The organism is Brevundimonas sp. (genome assembly GCF_030704825.1).
Classification (GTDB): domain Bacteria; phylum Pseudomonadota; class Alphaproteobacteria; order Caulobacterales; family Caulobacteraceae; genus Brevundimonas.
The window spans coordinates 60,713-75,961 of record NZ_JAUYNX010000008.1 but is presented as its reverse complement, the minus strand read 5'-3'; the positions used below and the strand labels follow the sequence as shown (position 1 = coordinate 75,961).

At 68.0% G+C, this 15,249-nt stretch carries 13 protein-coding genes; 6 read left to right on the top strand and 7 right to left on the bottom strand.

Annotated elements, in window-relative coordinates:
• Window positions 1-18: 18 nt before the first annotated feature.
• The 3 genes from Q8Q71_RS03330 to Q8Q71_RS03320 form a co-directional block, all read right to left on the bottom strand.
• Entirely contained in the window at window positions 19-1,071 is a 1,053-nt protein-coding gene (locus Q8Q71_RS03330; protein ID WP_305758221.1) for a glycosyltransferase family 4 protein, read from the bottom strand.
• 132 nt (window positions 1,072-1,203) lie between these two features.
• A complete protein-coding gene (locus tag Q8Q71_RS03325) occupies window positions 1,204-2,283 on the bottom strand; it encodes a site-specific DNA-methyltransferase (protein WP_305758220.1) in 1,080 nt (359 codons plus the stop codon).
• A 243-nt stretch (window positions 2,284-2,526) separates the two neighbouring features.
• Complete coding sequence (locus Q8Q71_RS03320; RefSeq protein ID WP_305758219.1) at window positions 2,527-3,180, bottom strand: HAD family phosphatase; 654 nt, start codon at window positions 3,178-3,180, stop codon at window positions 2,527-2,529.
• A 774-nt stretch (window positions 3,181-3,954) separates the two neighbouring features.
• On the opposite strand from Q8Q71_RS03320, the gene Q8Q71_RS03315 reads away from it, so the two are divergent.
• The 3 genes from Q8Q71_RS03315 (at window position 3,955) to Q8Q71_RS03305 (ending at window position 8,796) form a co-directional block, all read left to right on the top strand.
• Window positions 3,955-4,233 (top strand): hypothetical protein, encoded by a 279-nt coding sequence (locus Q8Q71_RS03315; RefSeq protein ID WP_305758218.1) that lies wholly within the window; start codon window positions 3,955-3,957, stop codon window positions 4,231-4,233.
• Window positions 4,234-5,389: 1,156 nt separating this feature from the next.
• On the top strand, window positions 5,390-8,080 hold the full coding sequence (gene ppdK / locus Q8Q71_RS03310) for a pyruvate, phosphate dikinase (RefSeq protein WP_305758217.1): 2,691 nt from the start codon (window positions 5,390-5,392) through the stop codon (window positions 8,078-8,080).
• A 185-nt stretch (window positions 8,081-8,265) separates the two neighbouring features.
• Entirely contained in the window at window positions 8,266-8,796 is a 531-nt protein-coding gene (locus Q8Q71_RS03305) for a porin family protein (RefSeq protein ID WP_305758216.1), read from the top strand.
• Between the two features lie 78 nt (window positions 8,797-8,874).
• On the opposite strand, the gene Q8Q71_RS03300 is transcribed toward Q8Q71_RS03305, so the two are convergent.
• Entirely contained in the window at window positions 8,875-9,138 is a 264-nt protein-coding gene (locus Q8Q71_RS03300; RefSeq protein ID WP_305758215.1) for a hypothetical protein, read from the bottom strand.
• 128 nt (window positions 9,139-9,266) lie between these two features.
• Between Q8Q71_RS03300 and Q8Q71_RS03295 the strand changes: the two genes are divergently transcribed.
• Window positions 9,267-9,746 (top strand): hypothetical protein, encoded by a 480-nt coding sequence (locus Q8Q71_RS03295; protein WP_305758214.1) that lies wholly within the window; start codon window positions 9,267-9,269, stop codon window positions 9,744-9,746.
• Here Q8Q71_RS03295 and ychF read toward each other — a convergent pair.
• Together ychF and Q8Q71_RS03285 are read right to left on the bottom strand one after the other, a co-directional pair.
• The gene (gene ychF, locus Q8Q71_RS03290; protein WP_305758213.1) at window positions 9,743-10,837 is read right to left on the bottom strand and encodes a redox-regulated ATPase YchF; all 1,095 of its coding nucleotides are present in this window, start codon (window positions 10,835-10,837) and stop codon (window positions 9,743-9,745) included. The two genes, Q8Q71_RS03295 and ychF, sit on opposite strands and share 4 nt — an antisense overlap.
• A 79-nt stretch (window positions 10,838-10,916) precedes the next feature.
• Window positions 10,917-11,402 (bottom strand): copper chaperone PCu(A)C, encoded by a 486-nt coding sequence (locus Q8Q71_RS03285; RefSeq protein WP_305758212.1) that lies wholly within the window; start codon window positions 11,400-11,402, stop codon window positions 10,917-10,919.
• 131 nt (window positions 11,403-11,533) lie between these two features.
• Between Q8Q71_RS03285 and Q8Q71_RS03280 the strand changes: the two genes are divergently transcribed.
• Both Q8Q71_RS03280 and Q8Q71_RS03275 read left to right on the top strand, forming a co-directional pair.
• Window positions 11,534-12,964, top strand: coding sequence for a DUF4139 domain-containing protein (locus Q8Q71_RS03280; RefSeq protein WP_305758211.1), 1,431 nt, complete (start codon window positions 11,534-11,536; stop codon window positions 12,962-12,964).
• A gap of 5 nt (window positions 12,965-12,969) precedes the next feature.
• The gene (locus Q8Q71_RS03275) at window positions 12,970-14,574 is read left to right on the top strand and encodes a DUF4139 domain-containing protein (RefSeq protein ID WP_305758210.1); all 1,605 of its coding nucleotides are present in this window, start codon (window positions 12,970-12,972) and stop codon (window positions 14,572-14,574) included.
• On the opposite strand, the gene pth is transcribed toward Q8Q71_RS03275, so the two are convergent.
• The gene (gene pth, locus Q8Q71_RS03270; protein WP_305758209.1) at window positions 14,571-15,203 is read right to left on the bottom strand and encodes an aminoacyl-tRNA hydrolase; all 633 of its coding nucleotides are present in this window, start codon (window positions 15,201-15,203) and stop codon (window positions 14,571-14,573) included. The two genes, Q8Q71_RS03275 and pth, sit on opposite strands and share 4 nt — an antisense overlap.
• Window positions 15,204-15,249: the final 46 nt, after the last annotated feature.

Below are 15,249 nucleotides of genomic sequence, written 5' to 3'. Positions count from 1 at the left end.
CGCCAGTGCTGCTTGAGGTCAGGCGGCTTCGATCAGGTCCGCCTTGAGCGGCATTCGTTCGTAGATGTCGACATAGCGGCGGGCCATGGCCACGGAGGAGAACCGCTCCTCGAACCGGGCCCGGACCGCGCGGCGGTCGAGACGGGCGGCGCGCGCCACGGCGTCGGCCGCCTCGGCCTGCGAGCGCACGATGAAGCCGGTCACCCCGTCGTCCACCACCTCGCGCACCGAGCCGCAGTCCCAGGCGATCACCGGCGTGCCGCAGGCCATGGCCTCGATCATCACCAGGCCGAAGGGCTCGGGCCAGTCGATGGGAAACAGCAGGGCTTCGGCCCCGCCCAGGAAGGCGGACTTCTGGTGATCGCCGATCTCGCCGACGAACTCGACCAGCGGATTGGCGTCGACCATCGGCTTGATCACCGTCTCCCAATAGACCTTGTCGGCCGCGTCGATCTTGGCCGCCATTTTCAGCGGCCTGTTCAGCTTCGCAGCGATGTCGATGGCGCGATCGGGCCGCTTTTCAGGCGAGATCCGGCCCAGGAAGGCGAGATAGCCGGCCGGCTTCGGCGCGAACCGGTACAGGTCGCCGGGCATGCCGTGGTGCACCGTGGCCTTCCAGTTGGCCAGCGGCAGGGGCCGGCGCTGGTCGTCCGAGATCGAGACCAGGCCGAACCCGGGCCAGCGTTCGTAGACGCCGGCGATATCCTTCATGTCCAGCCGCCCGTGCAGGGTCGTGACCGTCTTGTCGGCGCAGCGCGAGAAGAAGGGGAAGTGGATCATGTCGGTGTGGAAATGGATCACGTCGAAATCGTCGGCGCGCTTCAGCACCTCGGTCAGCATGCTCATGTGCGCGGCCAGGTCGGATTTCAGCGGAGCGGGGTCCAGCCGGATCGCCTGGTCGCGCACGGGGATCAGGCGCGCGCGCGTCTCGGCGTCGGCCGAGGCGAACAGGGTGACGTCATGACCCAGGTCGACCAGGGCGTCGGTCAGGTGCGCGACCACGCGTTCCGTCCCGCCGTAAAGCTTCGGCGGCACGGCTTCATACAGGGGGGTGACCTGGGCGATCTTCATGACGATGGTTCCGGGGCGCCCGGCAGGAGCGCTCGCACATCAACATCAGTCAGGCGGACGGGTTCCGTCCGGGCCCAGTGACTTTCGCGTGGCTTTTCTGTCGGTTACCGCACCAAGACAATCGGCCGCAGGTCACTGCATCCCGGCGCGGACCTCGGCGCGCAGGGCGTCGATCGAGCGCAGCCCCTGATCCGTCTTGAAGCGCCAGTAGGTCCAGCCGTTGCAGGCCGGCGCGTTCTCGAACAGGGCGCCGAGCTTGTGGATCGAGCCGGTCAGTTCGCCGGCCACCAGCGAGCCGTCGGCGCGCACCCGCGCCTCGCGGTCGCCGCGCGGGCAGTACAGCTTGTCGCCGGGCGACAGCAGGCCCGCCTCGACCAGCGCCCCGAACGGCACCTTCACCTCGGCCCGCTTCGAGCCCATCACCACCAGGTCCTCGGGCGCTGCCGGGATGACCGCCTTGATCCGCTTCTCCGCCACCTTGGCGTAGGTCTCGTCGCGCTCGATCCCGATCCAGCGACGGCCCAGCCGCTTCGCCGCCGCCCCGGTCGTGCCGGTGCCGAAGAACGGGTCCAGCACCACGTCGCCGGGCCGCGTCGCGGCCAGCAGCACCCGGTGCAGCAGGCCCTCGGGCTTCTGGGTCGGATGGGCCTTCTTGCCCTCGGCGTCCTTGATCCGCTCCTCGCCCGTGCACAGGGCCAGGGTCCAGTCGGACCGCATCTGCGTGTCCTCGTTGAAGGCCTTCAGGGCGTCGTAGTTGAAGGTGTAGCGCTTCTGCTCGCGGCTGCGGGCGGCCCAGATCAGGGTCTCATGGGCGTTGGTGAAACGCGTGCCCTTGAAGTTCGGCATCGGGTTGGACTTGCGCCAGATGATGTCGTTCAGCACCCAGAAGCCGAGGTCCTGGATCGCCGTGCCCAGGCGGAAGACGTTGTGATAGCTGCCGATCACCCAGATCGAGCCTTCCGGCTTCAGCACCCGGCGGCATTCGGCCAGCCATTCGCGGGTGAAGGCGTCATAGGCGGCGAAACTGTCGAACTTGTCCCAGTCGTCGTCGACGGCGTCGACCAGGCTGTTGTCCGGCCGCAGCAGGTCGCCGCCCAGCTGCAGATTATAGGGCGGGTCGGCGAAGACCATGTCGACGCAGGCGTCGGGCAGGGACCGCAACACCTCGATGCAGTCGCCTCTCATGACGACGTCGGTCTTGATCTCGGACATGGAAACGCGGCCCCGTACAGCTTGAAGGCCGATTGGTGAATCATCGCGGTTAAGGCGGGGTTGAGATGCACGAATCTTCTCCCTCCCCCGAAGTGGGGAGGGACGGCGAGCCCCCGGACCTGATCCGGGGCGAGCCCGGGTGGGGAACATTCGGACATCCGCGGTCTGTGCCTGCGGCTGCGCTTCCCCACCCGGACCGCTGCGCGGTCGTCCCTCCCCATGAAGGGGAGGGAGAGCGCTCGCTCAGCCAATCATCCCCGCCACATCCTCCCACGACAGGGCGATCTCATGCGCCCCCGCCGCCTCCAGCCTCCCGGCGTGGCCGTCGCGGACATGGCCGCCCGCGCACAACCCCACCACCCGCATCCCGGCCGCCACCCCCGCCAGCACCCCGGTCGCGCTGTCCTCGATGACGAGGGTGCGCGCCGGATCGGCGTCCATCGCCGCCGCCGCGTGCAGGAACAGGTCGGGATGCGGCTTGCCCCGCGTCACATGCACCGCGGCGCTGAACACGGGACCCATCACGCCCGTCAGGCCGAACCGGGCGAGACCGAGTTCGATCCAGTCCGGAGGGCTCGAGGAGGCGATGCAGCGCGGCTGCTCCAGACCTTCCACGAAGTCGGTCAGTCCGGGCACGGCGGTCAGGGCGCTGTGAGCGCGCTCGTGGCACAGCCGGGTCCAGTCGGCGTGGACGGTCTCGGGGCAGGGGCCTCGCAGCCTCGCCTCGATCAGCGGGCGGCAGTCCAGCCAGCGCTTGCCCATATAGGCGGCGATGGCGTCGTCGGTCGTCGTCGGCAAACCAATCCCGGTCAGGACCTCCGCGAGCACCGCGTTGTTGAGCAGTTCGCTGTCGGCGACGACGCCGTCGTAGTCGAAGATGATCAGGTCCGGCTTCATGGCCCAGGGTGCGCGATTCTGAGGTGTGCGGGAATGGGCGGGGTTCGCTTTACGCCCGTCCGTCAAGGACCGCTGTCGACCCACAGCGGACATCAAGATATCGCCTCAGATCGGTGGGCCTTCCGCTCGCTTCGAGCCTAGTTGGCAGGCACGATCCTAAGCGGCCCCGAAAAAGTCAGGCAAGGGGGCTGCCCTGCGAAATAGGCGGGATCCATTCGTTTGGATTTCGTCCGAAACTCGGAGACAGAGGTGAAGTCGCCATAGGTTTGAACCGCCTCTCCCCTACTGATCGCGCAAACCTGACGGAGCACCGTAGCGGCTCGCTCGTCTTGAAGCGGCCTGTTCACCGGGATTGTGCGAACCAGATTGTCTCCTTCGTCGTACATTGTGAGGGCAACCTGCGAATAGCTCAGGTGAGAACAGTCGACCTCGTAGATGCTCCCGCCCGGGTTCGCCCCAATGAGCATCTCAAACCTGACCACGCCCGGACGCTCGTGGCTGTCCACCACGTTCCATGCCCCTATGGCGGCACAGCCTCCCAAGGGCGCCAAGATGCGCCCGCCTGAGGGTTCAATGTCCGATGACGGTATCGCGCAACTCCCCGTCATCACTATGAGGGCCGCGGCCGCGAATATCTGTCCGGCGCGATTGTATGGCACATGCAGCATGCCCGAGCCTAACCCGAAACTGTCTGCTTTCCACCCCTAGGGGACCGTCCGCTCCTGACCCTTAGCGGACATTGACGCGAGCGAGGGAACCGCGTTGGCTGAGCACATGAGCGCGACACTTCTCAGTTTGATCGAGGCGGTCCAACAAGGCTCAATGACGGTCGGTGATTTTTCATCGTCGGTCGAGAGCGAATGGAACTTCGGAGACGAGCGAGCGACGCTTTCAGAGACCCACCAAGCCGCCGTTCAGCACCTGTTCGATGTCGTGGTTTATTACTCGCCGTATCCAGACGAACGGGCTCGCATTCCGAACTATCGCGACGAGCAGGATGTCCTGCTGGCTGCTCAGGTCTGTCGTCGACACCTTGAAAGTGACGTCCGCTAATCGCCCTTAGGCGACCTACCGGTTCCGACCCATTGCGGACGGCGAACTCACTGGTCAGTATCGTGAGATGTCGATCTCCAAGAGCTTCGGGCTGGCAATTTCCCTCGTTGCGCTGGCCAGTTGCGCAGTGCCCTTAAGTCCGCTGCCGCCGCTCCTTCAGGGTGCTTCATCAACGGGAGGAAGCAAGTTCCTGTGCCAGTCTTGGCCCAGCGAATGGGGGGGCTCTACTCCGGAGACAGCGTCGCACTCCCCGGAGATCGTCGAGCGGCTGACTCGTGACTTTCCGCCGGGCTCATCAGCAGCCCGACTCCGTGAGAGCCTTCTGCGTCAAGGCTTCACATTACACGAAGCTTGCTCGCCCGATGGTAGGGTAAGCTGGGCGGAATTCCTGCAAAGGGGCGGTGATCAGGTATGGGCCCCCCCGGCGTTCGGCACTGTGCATTGGAGGGAGGACGGTGCGGGTCGTCTTGTCTGGACGACAGGCGACGTCGTGTTTTCGGGCATCTAAGTCCGCTTTCCACCCATTCCGGACCTTCGCAGCGTCTGCATTCGGCGATCTGGACCACCGCCGCCTCGGCCGCGTCCTCTCCGCCGTCATCCTCGGGCCTGACCCGAGGATCAGATGCAGGGTCGCGCTGTGCCTCGGGGACGGCCCCGCGAGGGTGGATACAGCTTCCCTAACCCGGCGCCGGAGGGTCTGATCCTCGGGTCAGGCCCGAGGATGACGGAGTGGGACGCGGCGGCGCGTTTCGGCCGGAGACGTCCCTGACGGTTCAGGTCACCACTCCCGCCCCTTCCAGTCCGCCTTTTCCGCCCCCGCTTTCGGAGACTCCCGCCCCCTCAAACCCGGTCCCAGACCCCATGCGTCCGATTCTGACGCGGTCGAATGCTTGAATGCCGTCATGAAGGATACGCACCGTTTCAGCAGGGCGCTCCGCCCGGTCCGGGCGCCGATTCCGCCCAAGCCGCCGGGCAAGGGGAGGGGCCCGATGTCTCCAGAGTCTCCATTTCCGCATTTTCGGATCGGGGAGAGACTCCCGCCCCTCACGAACCGGAACCGCCACATCCGCTCACGGTTTGTTACAGCCCCGGTATCGCCTTCGCGGGCGCAGCACGTTAGTCAGACCGGATACGACCAAGGCTCAGGGGCTTGTCTATGACTCAGTGGGTGTACGGCTTCGGCGGGGGCTCCGCCGACGGCGATGCGTCGATGAAGAACCTGCTCGGCGGCAAGGGCGCGAACCTGGCCGAGATGTCCTCGCTCGGCCTGCCGGTGCCCCCGGGCTTCACCATCACGACCGAGGCCTGCGTCCACTACTATTCCAACGGCCAGAGCTACCCCGCCGAACTGGCCGGACAGGTCGCCGTCGGGCTGAAAAAGGTCGAGGCCGTCGTCGGCAAAACCTTCGGCGATGCGAAGAACCCCCTGCTGGTCTCGGTCCGTTCGGGCGCCCGCGCCTCCATGCCGGGGATGATGGACACGGTTCTGAATCTCGGCCTCAACGACCAGACGGTCGAGGGCCTCGCCGCCCTGTCCGGCGACCGCCGCTTCGCCTTCGACAGCTACCGCCGCTTCATCACCATGTATTCCAGCGTCGTCCTGGGCCTGTCGCACGACGACTTCGAGGAGGTGCTGGACGACCACAAGGATCGTCTGGGCGTCACCATCGACACCGACCTGACGGCCTCCGACTGGGAGAAGGTGGTCCGGGACTACAAGGCCGTGGTCGAGGATCGGCTGGGCCAGCCCTTCCCGCAGGACCCGAACGACCAGCTGTGGGGCGCAGTCTCGGCCGTCTTCGCCAGCTGGATGAACGACCGGGCCAAATTCTATCGCCGCATGCACGACATCCCCGAAAGCTGGGGCACGGCGGTCAATGTCCAGTCCATGGTCTTCGGAAACATGGGCGAGACCTCGGCCACCGGCGTCGCCTTCACCCGCAATCCGTCGACGGGCGAGGCCAAACTGTACGGCGAGTTCCTGATCAACGCCCAAGGGGAGGACGTCGTCGCCGGCATCCGCACGCCCCAGTCGCTGACCCGGGCCGGCCGCGAGGAGATGGGCGAAACCGCTCCCTCGATGGAAGAGGCCATGCCGGCTGTCTTCGCCGAATTCGTCGACGTGGTGGGCCGGCTGGAGAGTCACTATCGCGACATGCAGGATATCGAGTTCACGGTCGAACAGGGCCGGCTCTGGATGCTGCAGACGCGCAACGGCAAGCGCACCGCCAAGTCGGCGCTGAAGATCGCGGTCGATCTGGCGGCCGAGGGCGTCATCTCCGAAGAGGAGGCGGTATCGCGCGTCGAGCCGTCGGCGCTGGACCAGCTGCTGCATCCCACGCTCGATCCCGACGCCGCGCGCAATGTGATCGCCGCCGGCCTGCCCGCCTCGCCGGGCGCGGCCACCGGCAGGATCGTCTTCGACGCCGACGAGGCCGAGCGGCTGAACCAGCTGGGCGACGCCGTCATCCTGGTGCGCGAGGAGACCTCGCCCGAGGACATCCACGGCATGCATGCGGCGCGCGGCATCGTCACCGCCCGGGGCGGCATGACCAGCCACGCCGCCGTCGTGGCGCGCGGCATGGGGCGGCCCTGCGTCTGCGGCATCAACGAACTGTCGATCGACGAGCACGCCGGGACCTTCACGGCCCGGGGGCGGACCTTCAAGGCGGGCGAGATCATCACCATCGACGGCTCGAAGGGCGAGGTGCTCGAGGGGGCCGTGGCCATGATCGAGCCCGAACTGACCGGCGACTTCCAGACCCTGATGGCCTGGGCCGACAAGGTGCGCAGGCTCAAGGTGCGCGCCAACGCCGAGACGCCGCTCGACGCGAAGACGGCGCGCGGCTTCGGGGCCGAGGGCATCGGCCTGTGCCGGACCGAACACATGTTCTTCGACGACGCCCGCATCGCCGCCGTGCGCGAGATGATCCTGGCCGACGACGAGGCCGGCCGCCGCGCGGCCCTGGGCAAGATCGCGCCGTTCCAGAAGGCCGACTTCGTCCAGCTGTTCGAGATCATGGCCGGCCTGCCGGTCACCGTGCGTCTGCTCGACCCGCCGCTGCACGAGTTCATTCCGCACACCGAGGCCGAGATCGACGCCCTCGCGGCGACCCAGGGTCTCGACGCCGCCAAGCTGAAACGCCGGGCGAAGGAACTGCACGAGACCAACCCCATGCTCGGCCACCGCGGCTGCCGCCTCGGCGTCGCCTATCCCGAGATCTACGAGATGCAGGTCCGCGCCATCCTCGAGGCGGCGCTGGAGGTCAAGAAAACGGCGGCCCAGGCCCCCATCCCCGAGATCATGCACCCCCTGGTCGCCCTCGGGCTGGAGATGAAATACCTGCGCGAACTGACCGACCGCACCGCCGAGGCCGTCTTCGCCGAGGCCGGCGACCGCGTCGAATACCTCGTCGGGACCATGATCGAACTGCCCCGCGCCGCCCTGCGCGCCGGCGACCTGGCCGAGCACGCCGAGTTCTTCAGCTTCGGCACCAACGACCTGACCCAGACCACCTTCGGCATCAGCCGCGACGACTCCGGCCGTTTCCTGCAGGCCTATATGGACAAGGGCATCTTCGAGACCGACCCCTTCGTCCGCCTCGACCAGGAGGGCGTCGGCGACCTGATCCGCATCGCCGCCGAGCGGGGCAAGGCGCGGCGTCCGGACATCAAGATGGGCATCTGCGGCGAGCACGGCGGCGACCCGTCCTCGATCGCCTTCTGCGAAGTGGTCGGTCTCGATTACGTCAGCTGTTCGCCCTATCGGGTGCCCATCGCCCGCCTGGCGGCGGCCCAGGCCGCGCTGCACGCCAAGGCCGGGACCGAGCGCGAAAAGGATCGGTGACGAAAACTGATCCGTTTTGGCCACGAAGCCGCCTGACTTGATGTAACGCGGTCTGTGCCTCGTGTCCCACAGTTGTCGTTATGTATTCGGGCGCCACTGGAACGCCCCTTTCCGTCGCCCATTTGTGTCCTCGCTGGATGGGGCTGGCAGCCGTCGGTTGCCGCATCTAGAGGATACAAGAAACAATGCGTAACATTCTTCTCGCGACCGCCGCCCTTACTCTGATCGCCGCGCCGGCCATGGCCCAGAGCATCTCCTCGCCCCAGGTGTCGGGTTCCGTCGGCTACACCGTGCTGGACGGCGACGACGCCGACCTCGGCGCCATCACCGGCCGGATGACCGCCAGGGTGAACCCGTATTTCGGCGTCGAGGGCGAGGCCTCGTTCGGCGTCAAGGACGACGAGATCACCGTCGGCGGCGTCACCGGCGACCTGTCCCATGAATACGACGCTGCGGCCTATGTCGTCGGCACCCTGCCGATCAATCCGAATCTCGAGCTGTTCGGCCGCGTCGGCTACGGCACCACCCAGATCAAGGCCGACGTCGCGGGCTTCACCGCCACCGAGGACGGCGAAAGCGTCAACTACGGCGCCGGCGCCAACTACTTCTTCGACGGCCGGAACGGCGTCCGCGCCGACTGGACCCGCCGCGACTTCACCGACGACAACGGCGGCGAACTGGACACCTATGGCCTGAGCTACGTCCGCCGCTTCTAAAGGCTGACGGCTTCTGAAGACGACGAAGGCGCGCATCCGCAGGGACGCGCGCCTTTTCGTTGGTTCAGCCTGGACGGATCAGGCGACGCCCGGCTGCAGCGCCCAGCGCATCGAGCCTTCGCCGAACGGCTTGAAGAACAGGTCGCGGTATTTCTCGAACACCTCGACGATCCGGTTGGCCAGATCCTGGGCCACGGTCTCGCCGCGCTGTCGCTTCATCGCGGCGACGCACTGGACCACGTCGCGCTGATGGGCCGAGCCGCCCATCCGCTTGAGCACCGCGGCGATATCCTGCGCCAGCGGATCGATCTGCGCTCCCCATGGAGTGGTGTTCTGAGCCATCCGGGACACCCCCTGTTCTCGACACTGGCGAACCGGTCGCAAAATCTTGTGGACGATGCAAGCGTGACCGCGAATTCGTGATCGGAGCGACAAATGGAGCCTCGTCGGCCGAACGGCGTTTCGGGTCCATGACCGTCAAGCGCCTCACCCTGATGTCCGTCCTCGCCCTCGCCGCCTGCGGACAATCCGAAACCAATCCGCCCACCGATCCCGCCGCGCCCATCGACACGCCCGAGGCGGAAGCCCCGGCCCCGACGCCGCCGCCGGGGGTGGGTTCGATCATGCCGGGATCCGGCCCCCAGACCTTTGTCGGCCGCTGGGCCGCCAACCCGGCCTGGTGCGCCAATGTCCAGGGCCCCGAGCGGCCGATCGAGATCACCACCACCCGGTTCGAGGGCTATGAGAACAGCTGCGGCATCCTCTCCATCAGCCAGGTGGCCGACGGGTACGAGGCGTCGCTGGCCTGCGCGGCGGAGGGTCAGACCTCGAGCGAACGGATCCGGATGGCGGTGCAGGGCGACGGCATGCGCCTGACCTGGCTGAACCGGAACGACGCCGTGGTCAGCCTGGCCCGGTGCCCCGCGCTGGCCGAAGCGCCCGCGCCCTAGTTGAAGAGGAAATTCATCACGTCGCCGTCCTTGACGACATAGGCCTTGCCCTCGGCGCGCAGCTTGCCCGCCTCTCGCGCCCTGGCCTCGCCCTTCAGCGCCACGAAGTCGTCGAAGGCGATGGTCTCGGCGCGGATGAAGCCCTTTTCGAAATCAGTGTGGATCACCCCCGCGGCCTGGGGCGCGGTGGCGCCGACGGGGATGGTCCAGGCCCGCGCCTCCTTGGGTCCCACGGTGAAATAGGACTGGAGGCCCAGCAGGGCGTAGGCCTCGCGGATCAGCCGGTTCAGACCGGGCTCGGCCAGGCCCAGGCCTTCGAGGAATTCAGCCTGTTCCTCCGGGTCCAGCACGGCCAGCTCGGAGTCGATCTTCGCCGAAATGACCACCGACTTGGCGTTGTCGGCGGCGGCGCGCTTGGCGACCAGGTCGGACAGTTCATTGCCCTTGTCGGCCGAGGCCTCGTCGACGTTGGCGACATAGAGGGCGGGCAGGGAGGTCAGCAGCTGCAGCATGTGCCAGGCCTTCTCGTCCTCCTTGTCGACCTTGACCACGCGGGCGGGCTTGCCCGCACGCAGGGGCGTCAGGGCCATGTTGATCAGGCGCAGCGCAGTCTGGGCCTCCTTGTCGCCGCCCTTGGCCTTCTTCTCGACGTTGACGACCCGCTTCTCGAGGCTTTCGAGGTCGGCCAGCATCAGCTCGGTCTCGATGATGTCGAGGTCGGAGATCGGATCGATGCGGTTCTCGACGTGGGTGATGTCGTCGTCGACGAAGCAGCGGGCCACGAAGGCCACGGCGTCGCAGTCGCGGATATTGGCCAGGAACTGGTTGCCCAGACCCTCGCCCTTCGACGCGCCGCGCACCAGGCCGGCGATGTCGACGAAGGTGATGCGCGAGGGGATGATGTCCTTCGAGCCGGCGATGGCCGCCAGCTGCTCGAGCCGCGGTTCCGGCACCGCCACGTCGCCGGTGTTCGGCTCGATGGTGCAGAACGGATAGTTGGCGGCCTGGGCCGCCGCCGTCTTGGTAAGGGCGTTGAACAGGGTGGACTTGCCGACGTTGGGCAGGCCGACGATCGCGACTTTCAGGGCCATGGTCTTGGGGAGGTTCCTCGTGAGCGCGAGCCTTTAGCCGGTCGGAACCGGTTTGTCAGGTCGAGCGTCGCCGCGCGCCTCAGTGACCGACGGCGGGCGCCGCCTGATCGTACTCGGAGGCGGCCGGCTGGCCGACCGTCGCGGTCACCTCGAGCGGCGCGGACCCGGCGAAGGTCAGGGTCAGGACGACCGTGTCGCCGACGGTCAACGGCTCCTTGACCCCCATCAGCATCAGGTGATTTCCGCCCGGCTCGAGGGCGACGGCCTGGCCGGCCGGCAGGGCCAGACCCTCCCTCAGCTCGCGCATCATCATCATGTTGCTTTCCATGCGGCTCTCATGGATCTGGACGATGTTGGCGGCCGGGCTGGCCACTGAAACCAGCCGGTCTTCGCCCGTGGCGGTCAGGGTCAGATAGCAGCCCGTGGTCTGCCGCCCGACCGGCGTCGGCCGGCAGATGGCGTCCGTCGCCTGGACCGTCGCGGCCTCGCCGGCGTCGGTGGAACGATCCGGATTGCAGGCCGTCAGGCCCAGAAGGACGGCGACGAGGATCAGGGGACGGGTCATGACGGCTCCTTGCGACGGCGGGGGTCTATCGCCCGAGGACGCCCCCGACAAGGCGGCGAGCTGTCACGCTTGCCGATGGACAGCCTGCGGGTCGCGTGACACGCTTTCACACGCAGTCCGGGAGCCCTCGCATGAATGTCCGCCTCAAACTGATGATGGGCGCCGCCGCCCTGGGTCTCTTCGCCGCCGCGCCGGCCGTCGCCCAGGACGTCCAGGACGGTTCGGGCGGGCCCGACGCCGTGTCCCTGACCATCTACAATCAGAACATCGCCCTGGTGGAGGACACGCGGTCCCTGACGGTGCCCGCGGGCCGGTCGCGGCGGGAATTCCCCGGCGTTTCGGCCAGCATCCGCCCCGAGACCGTCGGCCTGTCCGGCCGCGGCCTGTCGGTGGTCGAGCAGAATTTCGACTATGACCTGTTGACCCCGGACAAGCTGATGCAGTCGGCGGTCGGTGACGAGATCGGCATCGTGCGCACCAATCCCGGCAGCGGGGCGCAGGAGACGCAGCGCGCCACGGTCCTGGCCGCCAACGAGGGCGTGGTGCTGCGGGTCGGCGACCACGTCGAGGTGTTGCGCGACGACGGCGTTCCGACCCGTGTGATCTTCGACGAGGTGCCCGCCAATCTGCGGCCGCGGCCGACGCTCAGCGTCACGCTCGACGCCGAAGGGGCGGGCCAGCGCGACGTGACCCTGACCTATCTGACCACGGGCCTGCAGTGGAAGGCCGACTATGTGGCCCGTTTCGACGAGCGGGCGGGGCGGCTGGATCTGACCGGCTGGATCACCCTGACCAACCAGTCGGGCGTGACCTTCACCAACGCCGACACGCGGGTCGTGGCCGGCGACGTGTCGTTGATCAACAACAATCCCTACGGGCGGGGCTATCCGCAGCCGCCGCGTCCGGCGCCGCGGGGGAACGGCACGGAACAGGGCGGGGCCCAGGGCCTGGCCGACGTCTACATCTATCCCCTGCCCGAGCCCGTCACCGTGGCCAACAACCAGACCAAGCAGGTGGGACTGATCGACGTGGCCAATGTGCCGGCGTCGAAACGCTATCTGTTCGAGGCTGACAGCTTCACCACGGAAACCGAACCGCGCGCCGCCGAGGTGGCGGTGATCTTCTCCAACGACCGCGCCTCGGGCGTCGGAACCCAGCTGCCCGCCGGCGTCGCTCGCGTCTACGTCAACGACGAGGCCGGCGAGCCGCGCTTCATCGGCGAGGACCAGGTGGCGCACACGCCCGCCGGATCGGACATCGTCATCACCACCGGACAGGCCTTCGACGTGACCGTGCAGGCGCGCGTGGTTTCCAGCCAGTCAGCGCCCAAGCCGGCCTACTATCGTTGGCGGACCCGGTTCGAGATGGAATACACGGTGCGCAACGCCCGCCCCGAGGCGGTGGTCGTCGAGGTGCGCCAGCACGGCCTGGGCCGCGACACCCAGCTGCAGGGCCAGTCGATCGAGGGCGTGGTCCAGGACGCCAACACCATCATCTGGCGCGTGCCCGTCCCGGCCAACGGCGAGACCGTGCTGACCGCCGCCGTCGTCACCGGCGGCTGATCGCCGTGCGGCGCCTGCTGATCGCCGCGGCCCTGGCCGCGCTGGCCGGCCCGGCCTGGGCCCAGGTCGAGGTCGTGTCCCCGCGCGCCGAGCGGACCGCCGTGGTCATCTATCGCGACCGGCCCGTCGACACGGCGGAGCTGCTGGAGCGGTCGAACCAGCCGTGGGAGCGGCTGGATCAGGAAGGCCTCGCCCTGATCGTCGAGACGCGGACCATCGACCTGCCCGCAGGCGAGGCGGTGATCCGGCTGCGTGGCGTGGCCACCGGCATCGTGCCCCAGACCGCGACCCTGGACGGGCTTCCGGCGCAGGTGATCGAGCGCAACACCGATTTCGACCTGCTCAGTCCCGGCTCGCTGCTGCAACGGTCGGTGGGCGAGAGGGTGCGCGTGGTGCGGACCAATCCGGCCACGGGCGAGCAGGTGGAGAAGGCGGCCGTCATCCGCTCGGGGCCGATGGGGACGGTGCTGGAGATCGACGGGCGGCTGGAGGCGCTGAACTGCTCGGGCCTGACCGACCGCATCCTGTTCGACCGCGTGCCCGAGGGCCTCAGCGACCAGCCGGTGCTGTCGATCCGCACCCGGGCGGAGACGGCGGGCCGCCATACGGTGACCCTGGCCTATCTGGCCACGGGGCTGCAGTGGTCGGCGGATTATGTGGCGCGCCTGAACCCCGACGGCCAATCGCTGGCCCTGACCGGCTGGATCACCCTGGCCAATTTCGGCGGCACGGGCTTCACCGACGCCCCGGTGCAGGTCGTGGCGGGCAATCTGAACCGGGACGAGGACACCGTGCCGGTGGAGGCGGCCGAGGTGGCGCGGGCGCGCAACTGCTGGCCGATGGATACGACGACGGGAGGCCCGGAGGAGCAGGATTTCGTGGTGACCGGGTCGCGGGTGAGAGGCTACATGGCGGCAGCTTCGCCCGTCATGCAGGTTTCGGAAGAGACCGACATGGACGAGATCGTCGTCACCGGCTCCCGTGTCGTCCGCCTGGGCGAACTGGGCGACTACAAGATCTACACATTGCCCGAGCCGACCGACGTCAATGCGCGCCAGACCAAGCAGGTCCAGTTCCTCGACCAGCCCGATGTCCGCTTCACCCGCATCTATACCGCGACGGTGGCGGTCGACGAGGACGACGAACCGCCCGTCCCGCGGCTGCTCCTCACGCTGAAGAACGAGGAAGCGGGGGGTCTGGGCCTGCCGCTGCCCGGCGGCGGCGTCAGTCTGAGGGAGACCCAGGCGGGTCTCGCCCTGTTCACCGGCGAGGCCCGGTTCGAGGATCGCGGCGTCGGCCTGGCCGTCGAGCTCCAGTTCGGCGAGGCCATGGACCTCACGGTCGAGCAGGAAACCATCGACGACGAGCGGATCGCCCGGATGGAGGGATACGAGCGGAGGCGCGCCTCGCTCGCCGTCACGGTCCGCAACGACAAGCCCCGGCCGGTCGAGATCGAGATTCTGCCGGCGGAGGGGACCTACCGCGGCTTTCGCATCGTCCGTTCCAGCGTTCGCGGCGTCATTACCGACGGCGGCCATCCCGCGTGGCGGCTTCGCATTCCCGCCGGAGGCAGCCAGGTGCTGACCTACACCATCGAATACGAGGACTAGTCCTCGCCCCGGGCGGCGTTCTGCGCCGCCTGGCGGGGGCTGAATTTGGGGGCGGGGGCGAGGCGCAGAACCTCGGCCTGGTAGCGGTCGTCGTCGCCGGCGAGGGCGAAGGGCAGGGCGTCGGCGACGGCGTCCAGCATGGGCTCCAGCCAGGTCTGGTCGGCCTTGTGGAAATCGCTCAGCACGTGCCCGTGCACCAGCTCCGGCGCGCCGGGGTGGCCGACGCCCATGCGGGCGCGGCGGAAGTCGGCCCCCAGCTGGCTGATCAGACTGCGCACGCCGTTCTGGCCCGCCGCCCCGCCGCCGGTCTTCATGCGGAAGCGGCCGGGGGCCAGGTCGATCTCGTCATGGAAGACGATGACCGCGCCGGGCTGGACCTTGTAGAAGCGCGCCGCCTCGGCCACGGCCCGGCCGCTCTCGTTCATGAAGGTCTGGGGCTTCATCAGCAGGACGCGCACGGGGCCGGCGGCGGTGGCGACCTCGCCCTCGCGGATCACCGACTGGAATTTGGCCCGCTCGGGACCGAAGGACCAGCGCCGCGCGATCGCGTCGGCGGCCATGAAGCCGATGTTGTGGCGGTTGCCCTGGTATCTGGGGCCCGGATTGCCCAGGCCGGCGATGATGATCATGGCGTGAGGTGTCCGGATAAGGAAACGGCCCCGTCCGTCTCCGGAT

What these genes read in the sequence shown, in the direction of transcription:
- Q8Q71_RS03330 (WP_305758221.1), bottom strand. Translation starts at nt 1,071, where the DNA reads ATGAAGATCGCCCAGGTCACCCCCCTGTATGAAGCCGTGCCGCCGAAG.
- Q8Q71_RS03325 (WP_305758220.1), bottom strand. Translation starts at nt 2,283, where the DNA reads ATGTCCGAGATCAAGACCGACGTCGTCATGAGAGGCGACTGCATCGAG.
- Q8Q71_RS03320 (WP_305758219.1), bottom strand. Translation starts at nt 3,180, where the DNA reads ATGAAGCCGGACCTGATCATCTTCGACTACGACGGCGTCGTCGCCGAC.
- Q8Q71_RS03315 (WP_305758218.1), top strand. Translation starts at nt 3,955, where the DNA reads ATGAGCGCGACACTTCTCAGTTTGATCGAGGCGGTCCAACAAGGCTCA.
- ppdK (WP_305758217.1), top strand. Translation starts at nt 5,390, where the DNA reads ATGACTCAGTGGGTGTACGGCTTCGGCGGGGGCTCCGCCGACGGCGAT.
- Q8Q71_RS03305 (WP_305758216.1), top strand. Translation starts at nt 8,266, where the DNA reads ATGCGTAACATTCTTCTCGCGACCGCCGCCCTTACTCTGATCGCCGCG.
- Q8Q71_RS03300 (WP_305758215.1), bottom strand. Translation starts at nt 9,138, where the DNA reads ATGGCTCAGAACACCACTCCATGGGGAGCGCAGATCGATCCGCTGGCG.
- Q8Q71_RS03295 (WP_305758214.1), top strand. Translation starts at nt 9,267, where the DNA reads ATGACCGTCAAGCGCCTCACCCTGATGTCCGTCCTCGCCCTCGCCGCC.
- ychF (WP_305758213.1), bottom strand. Translation starts at nt 10,837, where the DNA reads ATGGCCCTGAAAGTCGCGATCGTCGGCCTGCCCAACGTCGGCAAGTCC.
- Q8Q71_RS03285 (WP_305758212.1), bottom strand. Translation starts at nt 11,402, where the DNA reads ATGACCCGTCCCCTGATCCTCGTCGCCGTCCTTCTGGGCCTGACGGCC.
- Q8Q71_RS03280 (WP_305758211.1), top strand. Translation starts at nt 11,534, where the DNA reads ATGAATGTCCGCCTCAAACTGATGATGGGCGCCGCCGCCCTGGGTCTC.
- pth (WP_305758209.1), bottom strand. Translation starts at nt 15,203, where the DNA reads ATGATCATCATCGCCGGCCTGGGCAATCCGGGCCCCAGATACCAGGGC.